Here is a 20248-nt window from a genome sequence, read left to right as displayed (position 1 = left end):
GGCCCTTCATGCACAGCCATGACCGCCTGCGGTCTTGGCTGTCATCGATAGATCGCGTCCGGCTTCGCGGCCATGGCCGGCGGCATCCAGGCGCTGCAGATAATCTTCCCACATCGCTTCCTGGTCGCGGCCCAGCTTGTACAGGTAGGCCCAGGTATAGATGCCGCTGACGTGGCCGTCCGAGAAGGTCGGCTTGACGGCGTAGTTGCCGACCGGTTCCAGCGCAGCCATTTCGACATTGCGTTTACCGGTCTGCAACACTTCCTGCCCGGGGCCATGGCCGCTGACTTCGGCGGAAGGCGAATATACGCGCATCAATTCGAACGGCAGCGAAAAAACCGCGCCGTCGTCGAAAGCGACTTCCAGCTTGCACGATTGCTTATGCACTGTGAATGACACCGGGACAGGTGCGGGCGCTGATTGTTTGGAGCCGGTCATGGGGATGTACGAGTAAGGTTAAAACTGTTCGGATATCGCCGAGCGCAGCGCGCCCAGCAACGCCTGCCGCTGAATCAAACTGGCCGGCGCCGGCTGCCGCTGGCTCTCGGCCCAGACCGGGCTGGGGAAATGCGCATCGTCCGGATAACGCGGGATCACATGCCAGTGCAGGTGCGGCGTCATGTTGCCGAGGCTGGCCAGGTTGATTTTTTCCGGCTGCATGACAGCGCGCAGCACGGACTCCACCTTGCAGACCGCAGCCATCAAGGTGCTGCGATCGGCCACCGGCAGATCGGTCATTTCCTTCACGTGATCGTTCCAGATGACACGGCAGAATCCCGGATACTGCGCATCGTCGACCAGCACCACGCGAAATTTCTCCGCACGGTGGAGAATTTCTCCACCGTCGCCGCTGCACAGTTCGCAATCAGCCGAATGGTTAGCCATGGTCACACCAGGATCCGTTCGATGCCGCCGTTGTTGGCGCGTGCAACGTAATCCGGCAGCCAGTTCTCGCCCAGCAGGTGGCGCGCCATCTCGACCACGATGTAATCGGCGGTAGTGCCGGAATCGTCGTTGTAGCGCGACAAACCCTGCAGGCAGGACGGGCAGGAAGTGAGAATCTTGACGTCGCCGCCGAAACCGTCGGCGCGCAGCTTGTCCGCGCCCTTGTTCATTTCCTCTTCCTTGCGGAAGCGCACCTGGGTCGAGACATCCGGACGGCTGACGCCGAAAGTGCCGGATTCGCCGCAGCAGCGCTCGTTCTTTTCGATCTTGGTCCCGCTGTCGGTAGTGATCAAGGCATTCACCGTCTTCATCGGGTCCTGCAGTTTCATCGGGCTGTGGCACGGATCGTGATACATGTAGCGGGTGCCGCTGACGCCTTCCAGCTTGAGGTTCTTTTCGAGCAGGTATTCGTGGATATCGATGATGCGGCAGCCCGGGAATATCTTGTCGAACTGGTAGCCCTGCAGCTGGTCGTAGCAAGTGCCGCAGGAGACGATCACGGTCTTGATGTCGAGGTAGTTCAGGGTATTCGCCATGCGGTGGAACAGCACGCGGTTGTCGGTGATGATTTTTTCCGCCTTGTCAAAATCGCCCGAGCCGCGCTGCGGATAACCGCAGCACAGGTAACCCGGCGGCAGTACGGTTTGCACGCCGACCTGCCACAGCATGGCTTGCGTAGCCAGGCCGACTTGCGAGAACAGCCGCTCGGAACCGCAGCCCGGGAAATAAAACACGGCTTCGGTATCTGCGGTGGTGCTCTTCGGGTCACGGATGATCGGCACGATCTTGTCGTCTTCGATATCCAGCAGGGCGCGCGCGGTCTTCTTCGGCAGGTTGCCCGGCATCTTCTTGTTGATGAAGTGGATCACCTGTTCCTTGATCGGCGCCTTGCCGACCGTCGCCGGCGGTTTCTTGGTCTGCTTCTTGGCGAATTTCTTCAGTATGTCGTTGCCCAGGCGCTGCGCCTTGAAACCCCAGTCGGTCATGACCTTGCGGGTCATGTTGATGGTGGCCGGATCGGTGGCATTCAGGAAGAACATGGCGGCTGTGGTGCCGGGATTGAACGATTTCTTGTTCATCTTGCGCAGCAGGTTGCGCATGTTCATCGAGACGTCGCCGAAATCGATGTCGACCGGGCATGGCGTGACGCACTTGTGGCAGACCGTGCAATGGTCGGCCACGTCTTCGAATTCTTCCCAATGCTTGATCGAGATGCCGCGCCGGGTCTGCTCTTCATACAGGAAGGCTTCCACCAGCAGCGAAGTGGCCAGGATCTTGTTGCGCGGCGAGTACAGCAGGTTGGCGCGCGGCACGTGGGTGGCGCACACCGGTTTGCATTTACCGCAGCGCAGGCAATCCTTGACGCTGTTGGCGATGGCGCCGATATCGCTTTGCTGCATGATCAGCGATTCGTGTCCCATCAGGCCGAACGACGGCGTGTAGGCATTGCTAAGGTCGGCTTCGAAACCGGGCAGGTTCAGCAGCTTGCCCTTGTTGAAGCGGCCTTCTGGATCGACGCGCAGCTTGTAGCTGCGGAAATCCTTGATTTCGTCTTCGGTCAGGAATTCCAGCTTGGTGATGCCGATGCCGTGCTCGCCAGAAATCACGCCGTCCAGCGAACGCGCCAGGGTCATGATGCGCGCCACCGCGGCGTGCGCATCCTGCAGCATTTCGTAGTGGTCGGAATTGACCGGCAAGTTGGTGTGGACATTGCCGTCGCCGGCGTGCATGTGCAGGGCGACAAACACGCGGCCGCGCAAGACGCGCTTGTGCACCGCGCTGCATTCGTCGAGAATCAGCTTGAAGGAAGCGCCGTTGAAAATCTGGCGCAGCAGCGCCCGCACTTCCTGCTTCCAGGAGACGCGGATGGTGCGGTCCTGCACCACGTCGAATACGGTGGCCTCAGGTTGCTGCAGCAGGCGCTGGTCGAACACCAGGTCGAGTTTTTCCAGCCCTAATGCAGCCAGTTCGTCTTTTGCATCCTTGAGCGGTTTGTCCAGGTTGGCCAGCAGGTAAGTCCAGCGCGCCTGTACTTCGACCAGCAGCTGCTCGGCCTGGTGCACACGGTCTTCCAGGATTTCGGTAGCGGGGATATCGTCGCCGTCGGCATCGTCGCCCTTGCCCAGCGGCAGATTTCCCTTGAGCAGGAAATCGCGCAATTCATCCACCAGCTGCAGCTTGTTCTTCACCGACAATTCGATATTGATACGTTCGATGCCGTCGGTGTATTCGCCCATGCGGTTAAGCGGGATCACCACGTCTTCATTGATCTTGAAGGCGTTGGTATGTTTGGCGATGGCTGCCGTACGGGCGCGGTCCAGCCAGAATTTCTTGCGCGCTTCCGGGCTGACCGCAATGAAACCTTCGCCGACCCGGTTGTTGGCCATGCGCACCACTTCCGAGGCTGCCTGCGCTACCGCGTTCTCATCGTCGCCGACGATGTCGCCGAACAGCGCCATCTTCGGCAATACGCCGCGCTTGGATTTGGTGGTGTAGCCGACGGCGCGCAGATAGCGTTCGTCCAGATGCTCCAGGCCGGCCAGGATTGCGCCACCCTTTTTCGTTTCGGCATCGAGGAAATCCTTGATCTCGACGATCGACGGGATCGCATCGCGTGCCTGGCCGAAGAATTCCAGGCAGACGGTGCGCGTATGCTTAGGCATCTTGTGCAAGATCCAGCGCCCGGAAGTAATCAGGCCGTCGCAGCCTTCTTTCTGGATTCCTGGCAAACCCGCCAGGAATTTATCGGTCACGTCCTTGCCCAGGCCTTCCTTGCGGAATACGCGGCCGGCGATTTCCAGGATCTCGGTCTTGAACGGCTTTTCGCTTGGCCGGCCTTTTTCAGCCGGATGGCGCCATTCCAGCTGGAAGCGCGCCAGCGGCGTGTCGTGGATCTTGCCCAGGTTGTGGTCCAGGCGCGTGACATCCAGCCAGTCGCCGTTCGGGTCGACCATGCGCCAGCTCGCCAGGTTGTCCAGCGCAGTGCCCCACAGCACGGCTTTTTTGCCGCCGGCGTTCATGGCGATGTTGCCGCCGACGCAGGACGCCTCGGCCGAGGTCGGATCGACCGCGAACACGAAACCGGCTTTTTCGGCCGCATCGGAAACGCGCTTGGTGACCACGCCGGCGCCCGAATAAATCGTGGCGTACTCTTTATCGAGCCCTGGCAGGACAGCCATTTCGACTGCACCCAGATGCTCAAGTTTTTCGGTGTTGATGACTGCCGACAAAGGCGTCAGCGGAATCGCGCCGCCGGTATAGCCGGTGCCGCCGCCGCGCGGGATGATGGTCAGGCCGAGTTCGATGCAGCCCTTGACCAGGCCGGCCATTTCATCTTCGCTGTCGGGCGTGAGCACCACAAACGGATATTCGACGCGCCAGTCGGTGGCGTCGGTCACATGCGAAACGCGCGACAGGCCGTCGAACTTGATGTTGTCCTTGGCGGTGTAGCGGCCCAGGATCTTGTTGGCGCGCTTGCGCAGATCGTAGGTCTGGCGGAATTCGTCGGAGAAGGCGGCAATCGCCTTGCGTGCCGCAGCCAGCAACGCTTCGACATTCTCGCTGCGTTTTTTGGCTTCTTCATCGCTGGCCGCGTCGCGGCTAACATCGCCCTCGTCGGTGACGATACGGCGTTTGTCGACTTCGCTGAGACGATGATGCAATGCATCAATCAAGGCCTGGCGGCGCTTCGGATTGTCCAGCATGTCATCTTGCAAATACGGATTACGCCGCACTACCCAGATATCGCCCAGCACTTCGTACAGCATCCTGGCGGAACGGCCGGTCTGGCGTTTGCTGCGCAGTTCGTCAAGCAGGCGCCAGGAAGCTTCGCCAAGCAGGCGGATCACGATCTCGCGGTCTGAAAACGAGGTGTAGTTATAAGGGATTTCGCGCAAGCGCGTGGGAGTGGCGCCATGTGGCGCGTCTGACAATAATGCCTGGATTTTGACTGGGGCGTTCATTGGTCTATGAAAGTGGGCTACTGCGTTGACTGCTGCTACTGAACCCGCATTTTAGCTTATCGCGCTGCTTCACGAAGGCAAGATGCCGATTTGTGCAGTGCAAGGAACAGAACGGCTTTGGATAGCCAAATCCAATGAAATCAATAAATATAATCAATTTTTAATTATTAATAGTTTTTACCTACAATGAATCCGTACCCACTTTTTCCAGGAGCCATCATGTTTAGCCAGATCATCAGCGAAATCCTCGACAGCATTTCCTGCACATTGGCCGACTACGGCCAGTGCAAGGGCTGATTCACCCTACCCCCGGAGGCAAGCCATGACACCCGTTTCCTTATCGCGCAGAAACCCCTATTTCGGCATGTCTTACCTGCTGCGCCAACGCGCGTGGCCGCTGCGCATGCTGCCCTACCTGATCCTGTTGCTGCTGACGCCGACGATGTTCTGGGCGGGCTTGTCCGCACTCTGATCCGGGCCTGCAACCCGGCGCCTGGGTTGCCGCCTGGGGTCCCTTTTCTCAGGCCAGCCAGCCCGCGACCTGACGCCAGAATCCGTCCGGCACGTTCATCAGCAGCCAGACTACCAAAACATATCGGGCAAACTTGCCGATCGCCATATACATGACGGAGGGCCAGAACGGCAGCTTGAGCCAGCCGCCCAGGGTACAGATCGGATCGCCTATGCCCGGCACCCAGGCCAGCAGCATGGTCTTGGCGCCGTAGCGCTGCAGCCAGCTGAACCAGCTGCTGCCGCGTTCGCGCGAAAATGCCTGCTTGGCGCCGTAACCCATCCAGTAGTCGACCACGCCGCCCAGCGTGTTGCCCGCGGTCGCCACCAGGATCACCGGCCAGAACAGCGCGCCGTTGGCCTTGATCACGGCAAACACGGCCGGCTCGGACCCGAGCGGCAGCAAGGTGGCGGCGACAAAACTGATGATGAAGACGGAAGTCAGGCCGACCGTGGGTACGGCGAGCGTCTTGAGCAACCATAAAACTGCGGATTCGATCATGGGAACAATTCGGAAAGGCGGCAATTCGGCGCGCGCAACAACATGCGACGGAGTTTATAAACGTTGCGGCCGACAAAACCTGGTGACGATTAAAAGCCGTCCATTATAATGATCCGCTGTTTCTCCCGGCCTGATCCTGCCGCCGACTCCGCTCGGCGCTCCAATTTGACAACGACATGACCACAGATTATTTGCAGAAGATCCTCACCGCCCGCGTCTACGACGTCGCGGTCGAAACCCCTCTTGAACTGGCGCCTACGCTGTCGAAGCGGATCGAGAACCAGATTTATTTCAAGCGCGAGGATGTGCAAAGCGTGTTCAGTTTCAAGTTGCGCGGCGCCTATAACAAGATGGCCAGCCTGACCCCGGCCCAGCTCAAGCGCGGCGTGATCTGCGCCTCGGCCGGCAACCATGCGCAGGGACTGGCGCTGTCGGCGGCCAAGCTCGGCTGCCGCGCGGTGATCGTGATGCCGACCACCACGCCGCAGGTCAAGGTCGACGCGGTGCGGGCGCGCGGCGGCGAGGTCGTGCTGTTCGGCGACTCCTACACCGACGCCTACAACCACGCGCTGACGCTGGAAAAGAAACTCAAGCTTACCTTTGTCCACCCTTTCGACGATCCGCACGTGATCGCCGGCCAGGGCACCATCGGCATGGAAATCCTGCGCCAGCACGCCGGCCCTATCCACGCGATTTTTGTACCGATAGGCGGCGGCGGACTGATCGCCGGCATCGCCGCCTATGTCAAGGCGGTGCGGCCCGAGATCAAGATCATCGGCGTGCAAACCACCGATTCCGACGCCATGGCGCGCAGCCTGAAGGCTGGCCGCCGCGTCACCTTGCCGGACGTCGGCCTGTTCGCCGACGGCACCGCGGTCAAGCTGGTCGGAGAGGAAACCTTCCGCCTGGCGCGCCTGTATGTGGATGAAGTGATCCTGGTCGACACCGATGCCGTATGCACCGCGATCAAGGACGTATTCCAGGACACGCGCAGCATCCTGGAGCCGTCCGGCGCGCTGGCGGTGGCCGGCGCCAAGGCCTACGTCGAACGCGCCAAGGCCACGCGCAAGCCGGTCAAGGACCAGACCCTGGTGACCATCGCCTCCGGCGCCAACATGAATTTCGACCGCCTGCGCTTCGTCGCCGAGATGGCCGACATCGGCCAGCTGCGCGAAGCGGTGTATGCCGTCACCATCCCGGAACAGTTTGGCAGCTTCCGCCGTTTCTGCGAACTGGTGGGGCCGCGCAACGTCACCGAATTCAATTACCGCATCAGCGACGAGAAAGTCGCCCACGTGTTTGTCGGGGTGCAGACTTCCAGCGGTGAAGAAGCCAAGCTGATCGCCAAGAATTTCGAGAAACATGGCTTCAGCACGCTCGACCTGACCCATGACGAACTGGCCAAGGTCCACGTGCGGCACCTGGTGGGCGGCAAGAGCCCGCTGGCGGAAAACGAATTGCTGTACCGCTTCGAATTCCCGGAACGCCCGGGCGCGCTGATGCGTTTCCTGAATTCGATGGCGCCCGACTGGAACATCAGCCTGTTCCACTACCGCAGCCAGGGCGGCGACGTCGGCCGCATCCTGGTCGGGCTGCAGGTGCCAAAAAAAGAGATGAAGATCTTCCGCTCCTTCCTCTCCAGCCTAGGTTACCGTTACTGGGACGAGACCAGCAATCCGGTCTATAAATTGTTCCTCGGCTGATACGCCCGGCCACGCTCCTGATAAGCGCCATTCAGCGGCGCTTACAGGAGCGGCCTGCTTATCTGGCAAAATACTGCTTTTAAGCACAAGCAGAAGCCATGACTATCCCGAACACGCCTGACGCCTCGCCGCTGGGCAAACCCGCCGCCTACCAGACCCAGTACCAGCCTTCACTGCTGTTTCCGATTGCCCGCCTGGGCAAGCGCGAAGAAATCGGCATCAGCGGCACATTGCCGTTTTTCGGCGTCGATATCTGGAATGCGTATGAAGTGTCCTGGCTCAACCTGCGCGGCAAGCCGCAAGTGGCGATCGCGACTTTCACGGTGCCGGCGGACTCTCCCAACATCATCGAATCGAAGTCGTTCAAGCTGTACCTGAACTCCTTCAACCAGACCAGGCTAGCGGATAAAGACGCGTTGCTGCAGCTGCTGCGCACCGATATCTCCGCCGGTTTCGGCGCGCCGGTGCATGTCGCCCTGGCCACCGCCGAGGCCTTCGCCGAACTCAAGCTGCAAGAACTCCAAGGTTTGCTGCTGGACCGCCTGGATATCGAAGTCGACGAATATCAGCCGAATCCGGCGCTGCTGAAAAGCGACCCGGACCAGGTTGTGGTGGAAGAGACCTTGGTCTCGCACCTGCTGAAATCGAATTGCCTGGTGACCGGCCAGCCGGATTGGGGCAGCGTGCAGATCCATTATGTCGGCGCCGCCATCGACCAGGAAAGCCTGCTCAAGTACCTGATCAGCTTCCGCGACCACAATGAATTCCACGAACAATGCGTGGAACGCATTTTTATGGACCTGATGCGCAACTGTCGGCCACAAAAGCTGTCTGTATATGCGCGCTATACGCGGCGCGGTGGTCTCGACATCAATCCTTGGCGCAGCAATTTCTCCACATCGCAGCCACCGTTGAATTGGCGCCAGGCAAGGCAATAACTTACGATTTGCTACAGATTTTACGATTAGCTACAAAGCGTAGCAAAAAGACAGCATTTTAATAACTAAATAACAATAATTGGGTCGGGAATATTGACGTCCAGGGGATCAACGTCTACCGTACGACCTCGCCGTAAAGGATTCTTTTGTTTATGACAACTTTTTATCGTTTTTCCGCGCTCAAGCGGATCGCATTGCTCACCTGCATGACCGCACTGGTCGCCATGGCTGCCCCAGTCCAGGCGCAGGAAACCCCGGACACCACCGGCTGGTTCAGCAAAACCCTCACCCAAACCCAGGACCGGCTGAGTAATATCGCCAACAATGGCGATATGGAAGTGTATCTGTCGGGCTACGCCTACCATGGCCGCCGTACTTATACCGAAGAAAAGCTCCGGGAGCTGAATGAAAAAGCCTGGGGCCTGGGCGGCGGCCGCACCATCCGCAACGCCGACGGCAATGACGAATCGCTATACCTGTTCGCCATCCGCGACTCTCACCGCAAGCCGCAAATCATGGCCGGTTATGCCTATGAATGGATCTGGAACGTGCCCAAGACCCCGGTCGAAGTCGGCGCCGGCTACACCGCCATGCTGATGAGCCGCCAGGATTATTTCGGCGGCTTCCCGTTCCCGATAGCCCTGCCGGTGGTATCACTGGGCGTCAAGGGGGCCAAATTGATGGGATCTTACGTGCCTCGCCTGTCGCAGAATAAAGGCAACGGCGATGTCTGGCTGATATTTGCACGCTTCGAAGTTAAGTAAAAGGCGTAATCCGGTCCAGGCAAGACCATGACCGCAAGTTGGTGTTGTTGACCTGAATCAAGTCTATAATCCGGGTTGGGTGCCATTAAGACCGTAGCCCGGGCTACGCTGACTTGGGCCAAAATCGGGGAGACGCTGTCATAACAGCCATAACAGTTGCGGCCGCGCTAGGCGGCCAGCAGCGTTCAGACCCGAAATTGGCATGTTTCCGAAATGCTGCGGCTATATTAGTGGTGGCTTACTATGACTTAGACACAACCACCCGTATTGTGCCGCATACCAATTTGTATTATGACTAATCTTGCAAAAATCCTGCCTGCACAAAATGTAGCGCTGGATCTGGAAGTCTCCAGTAAAAAACGCGCCTTCGAACAAGCCGGTTTACTCTTCGAAAACAATTGCGGCATTGCCCGCTCTACCGTCTCCGACAACCTGTTTGCGCGCGAACGCCTGGGTTCCACCGGTCTCGGCCACGGCGTCGCCGTGCCGCATGGCCGTGTCAAAGGGTTGAAAGCGCCGCTGGCTGCCTTTGTGCGCCTGGCCGAACCGATTCCGTTTGAATCGCCGGACGGCGAACCTGTCAGGTTGCTGGTATTCCTGCTGATTCCTGACAACGTCACCCAGCAGCACCTGGAAATCCTGTCGGAAATCGCCGAGATGTTTTCCAGCGACGCCTTCCGCGCCCTCCTCAGCAGCGATCCCGATCCGGCATCGGTGCACGCGCACATTGTGGCCTGGCAGCCCATGGGCACGGAAAATGCGACATAATTTAGAATAAGACATCATCCTGTCTGAGTCGCCCTCCGGGCGATCTAACCCACCAACCACGTCAGACGCCGACCATGCCAGTTTCCACGCCCCTCTCGATTCAGCAGCTGTACGACGAAAACCGCGAATCGCTGCAGCTGGGCTGGTTTGCCGGTTTTCCCGGCGGCGAGCGGCTGATTTCCGGCGATGCGGCTTCGGCCGCCGACCAGGTAGGCCACCTGAACCTGATCCATCCGGGCCGGATCCAGGTCTTCGGCCACCAGGAAACCGAATACTACCAGCGCCTCTCGGCCACTTCGCGGGTCTACCAGACCGCTGAACTGGTGGCCGGCGCGCCGCCGGCCTTCATCATCGCGCAAGGACTGGCGACGCCGCCGGACATCCTCGAAATCTGCGATGAAAAGAACATTCCGCTGTTTTCGACGCCGCTGCCGGCCGCGCAGGTGATCGATTACCTGCGTGTCTACCTGTCGAAAAAACTGGCGCAACGGATCACCATGCACGGCGTGTTCATGGATGTGCTGGGAGTCGGCGTGCTGATCACCGGCGAATCCGGGCTCGGCAAAAGCGAACTCGGGCTGGAACTGATCTCGCGCAGCCACGGCCTGGTGGCCGACGATGCGGTCGAGTTTGCCCGCATCGCGCCCAACATGATCGAGGGCCGCTGCCCGCACCTGCTGCAAAACCTGCTGGAAGTGCGCGGCCTGGGCCTGCTCGACATCAAGACCATCTTCGGCGAAACCGCGGTGCGCCGCAAAATGCGCCTCAAGCTGATCGTGCACCTGGTGCGGCGCGCCACGCTGGAAGAAAACTACGAGCGCCTGCCGCTCGACGCCCACACCCAGGAAGTGCTGGGCCTGGCGATCCGCAAAGTCATCATCCCGGTAGCCGCCGGCCGCAATATCGCGGTGCTGCTGGAAGCCGCGGTGCGCAACACCATCCTGCAGTTGCGCGGCATCGACACGCTCAAGGATTTCATCGCCCGCCAGCGTATTGCGATGGACAGCGACAGCGATCTCTGACATCCGTTTGCCGGGCTTCCGATAAAAACCCCGACTTACGGTATCATTCGCTAATGCGTATTATCCTCATCACCGGCATTTCCGGTTCCGGCAAATCGGTCGCTCTTCGCGTGCTCGAAGATGCGGGTTATTTTTGCGTCGACAACCTGCCGCCTATCCTGCTGCGCGGCCTGGTCGCCACCCGCCTCGATGAAGGCGCGCAAATGCTGGCGGTAGCCACCGACGCCCGCAGCGCCGATTCGCTGGCCGGCCTGCCCTCCGATATCCAGCAATTGAAAGCCGAAGGGCACGACGTCAAGGTATTCTTCCTGACCGCCCAGACCGAATCGCTGATCGCCCGCTTCTCCGAGACCCGCCGCAGCCATCCGCTGTCGCACCGCCTGCGCCCCGGCCAGAATCCGGCCGACCGCCTGACCCTGACCGAGTGCATCCTGAACGAACGCGAGATGCTGGCCGAGATCGAGAGCATCGGCCACACCATAGACACGTCGAACATGAGCGCCAACCGCTTGCGCAGCTGGATCAAGGAACTGGTCGATACCGAACCGGCGCCGCTGACCTTGCTGTTCGAATCGTTCGCGTTCAAGCGCGGCGTGCCGCTGGACGCCGACCTGGTGTTCGACGTGCGCATGTTGCCGAATCCGCATTACGACGCCAAACTGCGTCCGCTGACCGGCTGCGACCAGCCGGTAATCGACTTCCTGGAAGCCCTGCCCAAGGTCGGCGACCTGCTGGGCGACATCCGCAATTTTGTCGAAAAATGGCTGCCCTCGTTCAAGGACGACAACCGCAGCTACCTGACGGTAGCGATCGGCTGCACCGGCGGCCAGCATCGCTCGGTCTACATGGTGGAGCAGCTGGCGGAATATTTCCGGGTATCGGAACGCGTGGTGCGGCGCCACCGCGAACTGGCCAGGCGCGCCGGCGACAATTAGCGCCTAGCTGACCCCATCCGCAGCCCACCTCCTCCGCAGTTGACGTCACCCTATGCCCGAAAATAATTCCTGGATACCGCTGTTCCCGCTCAACGCAGTGCTGTTCCCCGGCGGCGTGCTGCCGCTCAAGGTATTTGAAACACGCTACCTCGACATGCTGCGCGAATGCATGCGGAGCGAGCAGCCGTTCGGCGTGGTGCTGATCAAATCGGGCAAGGAAGTCGGCAATGCCGCCGAACCTGAGAGTGTAGGCTGCCTGACCAGGATCATCGAGTGGGACATGCAGGACCTGGGAGTGATGATGCTGCGCACCGAAGGCAGCCAGCGCTTCCGCATCGTGCAGCAGCGCGTGCTTGCCGACCAGCGCCTGGAGGCCCAGGTAACGCTGATCGAGGCCGATCCGGCGACACCGCCTGACGCAACCCATCTGCAATGCGCCGGCACGCTGAAACTGGTGATCGACGATATCAACAAGAAAGGCCGCAGCGCACACGGCGAGAATTTCGCCAGCCCGTTTGCGCTGCCGCTGCAATTCGACAATGCCGGCTGGGTCGCCAACCGCTGGTGCGAAATCCTGCCGATCCCCTTGAAAGCACGACAGAAACTACTTGAGCTGACCGACGGCCGCGAACGGCTGGGCATAGTCCATCAATACCTGCTACAGCACAACATCATCTGATAGGGCCTGCTAGGCGAACAGGTCCGCTTCGCGGAATACTTCCAGCAGCAATTTCTTGACCGGCGCCGGCAGCGGCGCGTTTGCCAGCTTTTCAACCGGATACCAAACGTAATTGGCCTGGGCAACGCCGTCAAGCCGCCGTTCGAGCGCAATCTGGAACGGCGATATCTGAAGTTTGAAATGCGTGAAGACATGGGTGAACGGCTGCAGCGGCTCGTACGACGCGACAGTGCCGAAAGCTGCGGCAGCGCGATTTAAAGCAGTATCGAAATCGGCTTTCGACAAAATTCCCGGCGCAATTTCCGGCAACGACAGCAAGCCGCCCCAGATGCCGCTGTCGGGACGCTGTTCCAGCAAAACCTGGCGCCGGTCGACAATCACCAGCATGCCGGTATGTTTTTCGGGAATCGCTTTTTTCGGTTTACGCACAGGCAACTGGCCGACCCGGTCGGTCGCCAGCGCGGCGCAGCGCGGCGCCAGCGGACAAGTCTGGCAGGACGGTTTGCTGCGTGTGCAGAGCGTCGCACCCAGGTCCATCAGGCCTTGGGTGTACGACTCCACTCCCTGTTCCGGCAACAAGGCCACGGCACGGCGCCACATCGCATCTTCGACAGGCTTGGCGCCGGGATAGCCGTCGATGCCGAACACCCTGGCAAACACGCGCTTGACGTTGCCGTCCAAGATGGCGGCTTGCACGCCGTAGGAAAATGCGGCGATGGCGGCCGCGGTGGAACGGCCGATGCCGGGCAAGTCTTGCAGCAGCAGCGGATCGCGCGGAAAGATCCCGCCATGTTCAGCCACTACCCGTTGCGCACAGCGATGCAGGTTGCGCGCCCGCGTGTAATAACCCAGCCCGCTCCAGTGCGCCATCACCTCTTCGCTGGGCGCCGCTGCCAGCGCCTGCACATCGGGGAAACTCGAAAGGAAGCGCTGGTAATAGGGAATCACGGCAGCCACCTGGGTCTGCTGCAGCATGATTTCGGACAGCCAGACGCGGTAGGCGTCGCGCGTCTGCTGCCACGGCAAGGCGTGGCGGCCATGCTGCTTCTGCCACCCGATCACCGCTGCCGAAAAAGACGGGTCGGCAAACTGGCCGGCCGCTTCGCTGCTACTGTCGATAACTACACGTTTCATCTATACCGCAACTTTCATGGGGGCCATTTCCGAGCCCAATGCATTCCTCAAATCGGCTTCCAGCGCCACCAGCGTATTTCTTTGCGCCGTCAATTCGTTCTGCAGCATTTCCACCGACTGGATTTTTTCTTCCAGGCTGTCGATCGCCACATGCACGCGCTCGATCGAATCGGTGCGCTGCTTGAGCTGCGACTTGTGGGCGCGGATCTGTTCTTCCAGCGGCGCCATCACCACCTTGAGCCAGGCGTCGACGTCGCGGTTGGCCTGCAGGAAACTCTGCTTGACGCGCGAGGCGATCGAATCGAAGAATTTCTGCATCAGCACTACCTGGCTGGTTTTCACCAGCGTTACCGTGCCGAACTGGCGATGATAAGCGGTTTCGATCACCTTGATTTCGTTGCGGTACTTGTCCAGCGAGAACGGCATCGGCGTCGACAGCGCCAGGCCGTGTTCGGTCGAGAACTTGCGGTACATGATGGTCATCATTTCAGAGATTTCATCGGTCTTCTGGCCGGACAGCATCAGGTTTTCCTGCGACTTGTCGAAGAATTCCTTGACCGCATGGCGGAAGCCGGCGGTGAACATGCTGCCTTCCATGGTCTCGCGCGTCTTGCGGATTTCTTCTTTCAGCAAACCCATGCCAAGCGTAGTGAAGACTCCGGCCGACAGGCGCGCAAACACCATGCGCGTGCCTTGCAGCTTGAGCAGGCTTTCGTCGAATTCCTTTTTCTCGATATCGATGCGCTTCATCATGTGGCTGATGATGGAGGTATTCTTGCCGCGCAAGCTCTTCAGCTCCAGCAACTGTTCGACCACGCTGCGGATATGCGCCGACATCAGGGCTTGCTTGGTGACAGTCAAATCATGGATGTCGCCGATCAGCTGCGAGCGGATGATGTCGCGCTTGGCCGGGATCAGTTCGCGCGACAAGGCGTTTTCCAGGGCTGGCAATCGGCTTTTCTTCAGCAGTTCCGGCTCGCCGTTGATCTTGCCGACCAGGCCTTTCTGGGCTGAAACCGGATATACCTGCGCTTCCGACAAGCCCAGCGTATGCGCCACGCTCGAGACCTGCTTGCTGATCTGCTGCTCGACTTCGAACGGCGAGCGCAGCTCGTCCCACATGCTGTCGATCTTGTTGAGCACCACCATGCGGCCGGCGCCGCTGCCGATGTGATGGCGCCAGACGTCGATGTCGCTCTTGGTGACGCCGGTGTCCGCCGCCAGGATGAACAGCACCGCATGGGCGTTGGGAATCAGGTTGAGCGTCAGTTCCGGCTCGGTGCCGATCGCGTTCAGGCCCGGCGTGTCGATGATCACCAGTCCTTCTTTCAGCAAGGGATGCGGGAAGTTGACGATGGCATGGCGCCATTGGGAAATCTCGACCCGTCCCAACACGTCAATCGCCAGGGCCGCGTCCGGATCGTCTTCGTCGTACAGGCCGTAGCTCTTGGCTTCTTCCACCGGCACCCACTTGGTCAGGCTGACCTGCTTGAACGCCTCCAGCATACCGTCGGTGGAGGAGATATCCAGCGGCAGCACGGTCCAGACGTGGTGCGCGCCCTTGTAGTCGCTGGTCGATTGCGATTCGGCCCGGGTTTCTATCGGCAGCAGGCGGATGCAGGACGGGAAAGACGCGTCGTACAGCAGCTCGGTCGGACACATGGTGGTGCGGCCGGCGGCCGACGGCAGGATGCGCTGGCCGTAGTCGGCGAAAAAGATGGCGTTGATCAGTTCCGATTTGCCGCGCGAAAATTCCGCCACAAACGCGATCGACAATTTGTCGTCGGTCAGGCGCGCCAAAGCTCGGCTGATGCGCTGCTCGCTGGCCACGTCCGACAATTTCGAGGCGCTGGCCCATGTCTGGTAACGCCGCAATGCGCCGGCCACGCCAGTGCGCCACTCACTGTATTCCTGGAATTTTTGGACTAGGTTGCTCACTATCTCTCTCTCGCCTATGTTCTCTAATATTATTTCTGACATTTTTTACAATAAAACGTCGAACGCTGCCCCTGTTTGATCTGCGTAATCAGGGTGCCACAATTTCTACACGGCAACCCAGCACGATCATAGACGAAATAACTCTGTTGGAAGTAGCCAGATTGGCCATCGGCACCAATAAAATCGCGCAAAGTGCTGCCGCCCTTGTCAATTGCAGCCGCTAAAATTATCCGAATGGCATCAACCAGCCGTTCATAACGGGCCAGGCTGATGCGGTGGGCCGGGGTTTTCGGATTGATGCCGGCGCGGAACAGGCTTTCCGAAGCATAGATATTGCCGACCCCGACCACGATGTCGCCGGCCAGCAGCACTTGCTTGATCGGCGCACTGCGGTTGCGCGTCTGCCGGTAAAGGATCTGCGCCGAAAAAACATCTTCCAGCGGCTCCAGGCCAAGCCCGGCCAGCAGCACATGCTGCTCCACCGGGCCGTCGGCATCGGCATGCCAGAGCACTGCGCCGAAACGTCGCGGATCGGTCAGCCGCAGCAGCTGGCGGCCAACCACCAGGTCGAAATGATCATGCTTTTGCGGCTCGACACCGAGCTCCAGGATGCGCAGGTGGCCCGACATCCCGAGGTGGATGATCACGGTGCCATGGTCGAAACGCAGCAGCAGGTATTTGCCGCGGCGGCCGGTGCCGCGCACCTCGCGGCCCACCAGCAGCGCCGGCAGGTCGAGCGGGAACGGCCAGCGCAGGCCGCGGTGGCGAAAGGTGACGGCCGTCACGATGCGGCCGTCGAGATGCGGCGCAACGCCGCGGCGGGTCACTTCGACTTCAGGTAATTCTGGCATCGTCAGGCATCGTTGGAACAGCGCGTCCGGAATGGAATGGCATAATCGGCTAATGTACTTTCTATGTACTTTTTGAAACAAATCCAGAGGCCGCCACTGCGCATTGCTCTCTGGTTGGGCGTAAAATCAAGATTACCTTTGAAAGCCAGGATATATCCCTTGAAAAAAACCCTTGCCATTGTAACGCTCTCTACCTTGCTGTCGGCTTGCGCCGGTATAACTCCAGGCAACGATGCCACAAATCCTGCTGCCGCCGCCGGCACGCCCTCTGCGGCTACCCCTGCAGCAAGTCCCGAGCAGATCGCAAGCCGCAAGCTGGCAACCCGGGTAACGCCAGTCAAACCGCCGGAAGAACACCTGCCGGCGGTGCCGCTGACCAAGGAAATCCTGTTCAAGGTGCTCAGTTCCGAAGTCGCTTTCCAGCGCGGCAACTGGCAATCCGCCTACGTCACCCTGCTGGGGGCCGCTCAGCAGACGCGCGATCCGCGCTTGGCCCGGCGCGCGGCGGAAATGGCGCTGAGCGCCAAACAAGCCAACGAAGCGCTGGTGGCCATCCGCCTGTGGCGTGAACTGGCTCCCGATTCCGAAGAGGCGACCCAGTATTACCTCGGCTTCATCATGCTCAGCAATAACCTGGCGGAAGCCAAGCCCATCCTTGAAAAGCGCCTGCAAGATGCGCCGCCGCAAGCGCGCGGCGTCATGATGCTGCAGATCCAGCGCCTGCTGGCGCGGGCGCAGGACAAGGCCGGCGCGTTTACCTTGCTCGAGCAACTGGTCACGCCTTACACAGCGATGTCGGAAGCGCACCTGGCGCTGGCGCAGCAAGCCTTCAGCGGCGGCAACAGCGTGCGCGCCCAGGAAGAAGCGAAAATTGCGCTGAACCTGAAACCCGATTCTGAACTGGCGATCCTGACCAGCGCGCAAGTCGCGGCGGATAGCGGCGAAGTCGAACGCATCCTCACCGATTTCCTCAAGAAATATCCGAGCTCGCGTGAAGTACGGGTGGCGTATGCACGCACCCTGATCGACCAGAAGCAATATGAAAAAGCCCGCAGCCAGTTTGAAATCCTGCTCAAGAACGACAAGCAGGACGCCACCACCCTGCTCGCGCTGGGCCTGCTGAATGCGCAGATCGGCGACACCAAGGCTGCCGAACGCTACCTGGTCAGCTATATCGACCAGTTGAGCAAACATCCGGACGAAGCGCGCGACAATACCCAGGCATTGCTGATCCTGGCGCAGATTGCCGCAGACCGGAACGACACCGACGCTGCATTGAAATGGCTGGCGCAAGTCGAGCCGGGCGACGCTTACCTGGATGCCCAGCTGCGCCGCGCCCAGTTGCTGTCCAAGCGCGGCGACCTCGACGGCGCGCGGCGCGTGCTGGCCGAGATCGACACCAATGGCGAACGTGAAAAAACCCAGGTAACCCAGGTCGAAGCCCAATTGCTGCGCGAAGCCAACCGCCCGCAAGAAGCGTTCAAGGTCCTGGAAACCGCGCTCAAGACGCAGCCGGACAACCCCGACCTGCTGTACGACTATGCCATGGCGGCAGAAAAACTGAATAACCTGAGCACCATGGAAACCGCGCTGCGCAAGCTGATCGCGCTGGCGCCGGATAACCAGCAGGCATACAACGCCCTCGGTTATTCGCTGGCCGACCGCAATATCCGCTTGCCGGAAGCGCTGACGCTGATCCAGAAAGCGCTGACGCTGGCGCCGCAGGATCCGTTCATCGTCGACAGCATGGGCTGGGTGCAATACCGCCTGGGTAACCTGGGCGAGGCCGAGACCCGGCTGCGCAACGCCTACAGCCTGCTGCCCGACCCGGAAATCGCGGTGCACCTGGGCGAAGTGCTGTGGGTCAAGGGACAAAAAACCGATGCGCAAAAACTGTGGCGTGAAGTCCTGCAGAAAGATCCGCAAAACGACGCCCTGAAAAACACCCTGGCACGACTGGGCGCCAAATTATGATGTGGGCAGCAGAAGGGAACCCGCGGCACATGTTGCCGGCAATCCGGCGCGGCATGTTGCTTGCCGCGATGCTGGCCACCGCGGCGCTCAGCGGCTGCAGCACGCTGCAGCAATCGTCCGCTACTGCAAGCGCCGCCAGCAGCGCGGCGCGCCAATATCACCAGGCCATAGATGTCAGCGGCCGCCTGTCGATACGCTATCAGCAAGACGGCAAGGAGCAGGCAGTGCACGGCAGCTTCACCTGGGCGCAAGGCAAGCAGGAAACCGTCATCACCCTGCTCTCGCCGCTGGGACAAACCCTGGCCACCATCAATATCGCAGCCGACCAGGCCACCCTCAAGCAAAGCGGCCAGCCTGCGCGCAGCGCCAGCGATGTCGACGCGCTGACGGTGCAGGCCTTGGGCTGGCCCTTGCCGGTTGCCGGCCTGCGCGACTGGCTGCAAGGTTTCGGCCAGAACGCCGCCGGCCGGCGCTTCAGCGCAGTCCCGGCCGCCGACGATGGCTTCAGCGTCACCACCGCAGACAAATGGCTGATCCAGTACACCAATTGGCAAGACCAGAACAACGGCGCCGAAAGTTATCCGAAGCGGATAGACCTGGCGCGCAATACCGCACAGGCTGGCGAGGTCGCCATCCGCATCGTCATCGACAGCCGCCAACCACACTGAAGCCTGCAATGAATTTGCTGAATTTGCCCGAATTTGCCACAACTCGCACGCTCAACAACTGCCCGGCGCCAGCCAAACTGAATCTGTTTTTGCACGTCACCGGGCGCCGCCCGGACGGCTATCACCTGCTGCAAACCGTGTTCCAGCTGGTCGATTTCAGCGATCTTTTGCATTTTGAAGTGCGCGCAGACGGCGAGGTCCGGCGCACTACGGAAATCCCCGGCGTGCCGCAAGAGTCCGACCTCATCGTGCGCGCCGCCAGGCTGCTGCAAAACGCGATCCATGAAAGAACCGGGACGGCGGCGCCGGGCGCGGATATCGCCATCGAAAAAAACCTGCCCATGGGCGGCGGGCTGGGCGGCGGCTCTTCCGATGCCGCCACCACGCTGATGGCGCTCAACCATCTCTGGCAAGGCGGCCTGTCGCGCGAAGAATTGATGGTTCTGGGCCTGCAGCTGGGCGCCGATGTGCCATTTTTCCTGTTCGGACAAAATGCGTTTGCGGAAGGAATCGGAGAAAGCCTGCAAAAGCTTGACACTCCAGGGCTATGGTTCGTTATAATTCAGCCCGGCGTAACAATTCCGACCGCATTAATTTTTTCATCATCGGAATTGACAAGGAGTACGAAACCCGTCAAAATGACGGACTTTTCGATAGCTAGCAAAAAGCTCTTCGGAAAAAACGATTTGGAACCCGTGGCCGCCAGGCAGTTCCCGGAAGTTGCAGATGCCATAAAATGGCTAGGCAAGCATGGAGATGCCAGAATGACCGGATCCGGCGCATGTGTTTTTTGCGGTTTTACGCAAGAAGAACAGGCAGATGAGGTACTGAAACTGGTGCCGAATCGCTGGAAGGCATGGAAAGCCAGGGCGATGCAGGAACATCCGCTCGCAGGGTTGCTGGATCGTTAAAGTAAGACAGAATTCGGTTTAGCATCAGATTCAAGCGCAGTCAT

General features: G+C 60.1%; 17 protein-coding genes and 1 pseudogene. 11 read left to right on the top strand and 7 right to left on the bottom strand.

Annotated elements, in window-relative coordinates:
• Positions 1–6: 6 nt before the first annotated feature.
• The 3 genes from CFter6_RS04060 to CFter6_RS04050 are packed head-to-tail and all read right to left on the bottom strand — an operon-like array spanning position 7 to position 4907.
• Positions 7–438 carry a gamma-butyrobetaine hydroxylase family protein gene (locus CFter6_RS04060; protein WP_061538838.1) on the bottom strand — a complete coding sequence of 144 codons (432 nt, stop codon included), beginning with the start codon at positions 436–438 and terminating at the stop codon, positions 7–9.
• A gap of 18 nt (positions 439–456) precedes the next feature.
• A complete protein-coding gene (locus CFter6_RS04055) occupies positions 457–885 on the bottom strand; it encodes an HIT family protein (protein WP_061538837.1) in 429 nt (142 codons plus the stop codon).
• Between the two features lie 2 nt (positions 886–887).
• Positions 888–4907, bottom strand: a complete 4020-nt coding sequence (locus CFter6_RS04050; protein ID WP_061538836.1) for a DUF3683 domain-containing protein — start codon at positions 4905–4907, stop codon at positions 888–890.
• 322 nt (positions 4908–5229) lie between these two features.
• Between CFter6_RS04050 and CFter6_RS25930 the strand changes: the two genes are divergently transcribed.
• Positions 5230–5379 carry a hypothetical protein gene (locus CFter6_RS25930; protein WP_167351354.1) on the top strand — a complete coding sequence of 50 codons (150 nt, stop codon included), beginning with the start codon at positions 5230–5232 and terminating at the stop codon, positions 5377–5379.
• 48 nt (positions 5380–5427) lie between these two features.
• Here CFter6_RS25930 and CFter6_RS04045 read toward each other — a convergent pair whose 3' ends face one another.
• Positions 5428–5919: a YqaA family protein gene (locus CFter6_RS04045; protein ID WP_061538835.1), complete on the bottom strand. Its 492-nt coding sequence runs from the start codon at positions 5917–5919 to the stop codon at positions 5428–5430.
• Between the two features lie 167 nt (positions 5920–6086).
• Between CFter6_RS04045 and ilvA the strand changes: the two are divergent.
• From ilvA to CFter6_RS04010, 7 genes and pseudogenes are all read left to right on the top strand, one after another.
• A pseudogene (gene ilvA, locus CFter6_RS04040) lies at positions 6087–7622 on the top strand (threonine ammonia-lyase, biosynthetic); the annotation flags it as partial.
• 98 nt (positions 7623–7720) lie between these two features.
• A complete protein-coding gene (queF, locus tag CFter6_RS04035; RefSeq protein WP_061538833.1) occupies positions 7721–8560 on the top strand; it encodes an NADPH-dependent 7-cyano-7-deazaguanine reductase QueF in 840 nt (279 codons plus the stop codon).
• A gap of 152 nt (positions 8561–8712) precedes the next feature.
• Positions 8713–9324: a hypothetical protein gene (locus CFter6_RS04030; protein WP_061538832.1), complete on the top strand. Its 612-nt coding sequence runs from the start codon at positions 8713–8715 to the stop codon at positions 9322–9324.
• Positions 9325–9615: 291 nt separating this feature from the next.
• On the top strand, positions 9616–10092 hold the full coding sequence (locus CFter6_RS04025) for a PTS sugar transporter subunit IIA (RefSeq protein ID WP_061538831.1): 477 nt from the start codon (positions 9616–9618) through the stop codon (positions 10090–10092).
• Between the two features lie 74 nt (positions 10093–10166).
• On the top strand, positions 10167–11114 hold the full coding sequence (gene hprK / locus CFter6_RS04020; protein ID WP_014004611.1) for an HPr(Ser) kinase/phosphatase: 948 nt from the start codon (positions 10167–10169) through the stop codon (positions 11112–11114).
• A gap of 53 nt (positions 11115–11167) precedes the next feature.
• On the top strand, positions 11168–12049 hold the full coding sequence (gene rapZ / locus CFter6_RS04015; RefSeq protein ID WP_061538830.1) for an RNase adapter RapZ: 882 nt from the start codon (positions 11168–11170) through the stop codon (positions 12047–12049).
• Positions 12050–12101: 52 nt separating this feature from the next.
• Positions 12102–12728 (top strand): LON peptidase substrate-binding domain-containing protein, encoded by a 627-nt coding sequence (locus CFter6_RS04010; RefSeq protein ID WP_061538829.1) that lies wholly within the window; start codon positions 12102–12104, stop codon positions 12726–12728.
• 9 nt (positions 12729–12737) lie between these two features.
• On the opposite strand, the gene mutY is transcribed toward CFter6_RS04010, so the two are convergent.
• From mutY to mutM, 3 genes are read right to left on the bottom strand one after another with little or no spacing between them, the layout of a single operon-like run.
• Positions 12738–13862 carry an A/G-specific adenine glycosylase gene (gene mutY / locus CFter6_RS04005; RefSeq protein WP_061538828.1) on the bottom strand — a complete coding sequence of 375 codons (1125 nt, stop codon included), beginning with the start codon at positions 13860–13862 and terminating at the stop codon, positions 12738–12740.
• Positions 13863–15800: a dynamin family protein gene (locus CFter6_RS04000; RefSeq protein ID WP_150118620.1), complete on the bottom strand. Its 1938-nt coding sequence runs from the start codon at positions 15798–15800 to the stop codon at positions 13863–13865.
• A gap of 29 nt (positions 15801–15829) precedes the next feature.
• Positions 15830–16651: a bifunctional DNA-formamidopyrimidine glycosylase/DNA-(apurinic or apyrimidinic site) lyase gene (mutM, locus tag CFter6_RS03995; protein WP_061538826.1), complete on the bottom strand. Its 822-nt coding sequence runs from the start codon at positions 16649–16651 to the stop codon at positions 15830–15832.
• 159 nt (positions 16652–16810) lie between these two features.
• On the opposite strand from mutM, the gene CFter6_RS03990 reads away from it, so the two are divergent.
• Genes CFter6_RS03990 through ispE form a run of 3 tightly spaced genes read left to right on the top strand, consistent with a single transcriptional unit; the run spans position 16811 to position 20204 of the window.
• Positions 16811–18625 (top strand): tetratricopeptide repeat protein, encoded by a 1815-nt coding sequence (locus CFter6_RS03990; RefSeq protein ID WP_061538825.1) that lies wholly within the window; start codon positions 16811–16813, stop codon positions 18623–18625.
• 29 nt (positions 18626–18654) lie between these two features.
• Positions 18655–19293, top strand: a complete 639-nt coding sequence (gene lolB, locus CFter6_RS03985; protein ID WP_061538824.1) for a lipoprotein insertase outer membrane protein LolB — start codon at positions 18655–18657, stop codon at positions 19291–19293.
• Positions 19294–19301: 8 nt separating this feature from the next.
• Positions 19302–20204, top strand: a complete 903-nt coding sequence (gene ispE / locus CFter6_RS03980) for a 4-(cytidine 5'-diphospho)-2-C-methyl-D-erythritol kinase (protein WP_061538823.1) — start codon at positions 19302–19304, stop codon at positions 20202–20204.
• Positions 20205–20248 lie beyond the last annotated feature (44 nt).

Origin of the sequence: Collimonas fungivorans (genome assembly GCF_001584145.1) — a bacterium.
Classification (GTDB): domain Bacteria; phylum Pseudomonadota; class Gammaproteobacteria; order Burkholderiales; family Burkholderiaceae_D; genus Collimonas; species Collimonas fungivorans.
The sequence above is the reverse complement of the archived record's forward strand: the minus strand, read 5'-3'. Positions and strand labels throughout refer to the sequence as shown.

Excerpts from the sequence above, each read along its gene's own strand:
- CFter6_RS04060 (WP_061538838.1), bottom strand. The coding sequence starts at position 438 with ATGACCGGCTCCAAACAATCAGCGCCCGCACCTGTCCCGGTGTCATTC.
- CFter6_RS04055 (WP_061538837.1), bottom strand. The coding sequence starts at position 885 with ATGGCTAACCATTCGGCTGATTGCGAACTGTGCAGCGGCGACGGTGGA.
- CFter6_RS04050 (WP_061538836.1), bottom strand. The coding sequence starts at position 4,907 with ATGAACGCCCCAGTCAAAATCCAGGCATTATTGTCAGACGCGCCACAT.
- CFter6_RS25930 (WP_167351354.1), top strand. The coding sequence starts at position 5,230 with ATGACACCCGTTTCCTTATCGCGCAGAAACCCCTATTTCGGCATGTCT.
- CFter6_RS04045 (WP_061538835.1), bottom strand. The coding sequence starts at position 5,919 with ATGATCGAATCCGCAGTTTTATGGTTGCTCAAGACGCTCGCCGTACCC.
- queF (WP_061538833.1), top strand. The coding sequence starts at position 7,721 with ATGACTATCCCGAACACGCCTGACGCCTCGCCGCTGGGCAAACCCGCC.
- CFter6_RS04030 (WP_061538832.1), top strand. The coding sequence starts at position 8,713 with ATGACAACTTTTTATCGTTTTTCCGCGCTCAAGCGGATCGCATTGCTC.
- CFter6_RS04025 (WP_061538831.1), top strand. The coding sequence starts at position 9,616 with ATGACTAATCTTGCAAAAATCCTGCCTGCACAAAATGTAGCGCTGGAT.
- hprK (WP_014004611.1), top strand. The coding sequence starts at position 10,167 with ATGCCAGTTTCCACGCCCCTCTCGATTCAGCAGCTGTACGACGAAAAC.
- rapZ (WP_061538830.1), top strand. The coding sequence starts at position 11,168 with ATGCGTATTATCCTCATCACCGGCATTTCCGGTTCCGGCAAATCGGTC.
- CFter6_RS04010 (WP_061538829.1), top strand. The coding sequence starts at position 12,102 with ATGCCCGAAAATAATTCCTGGATACCGCTGTTCCCGCTCAACGCAGTG.
- mutY (WP_061538828.1), bottom strand. The coding sequence starts at position 13,862 with ATGAAACGTGTAGTTATCGACAGTAGCAGCGAAGCGGCCGGCCAGTTT.
- mutM (WP_061538826.1), bottom strand. The coding sequence starts at position 16,651 with ATGCCAGAATTACCTGAAGTCGAAGTGACCCGCCGCGGCGTTGCGCCG.
- lolB (WP_061538824.1), top strand. The coding sequence starts at position 18,655 with ATGTTGCCGGCAATCCGGCGCGGCATGTTGCTTGCCGCGATGCTGGCC.
- ispE (WP_061538823.1), top strand. The coding sequence starts at position 19,302 with ATGAATTTGCTGAATTTGCCCGAATTTGCCACAACTCGCACGCTCAAC.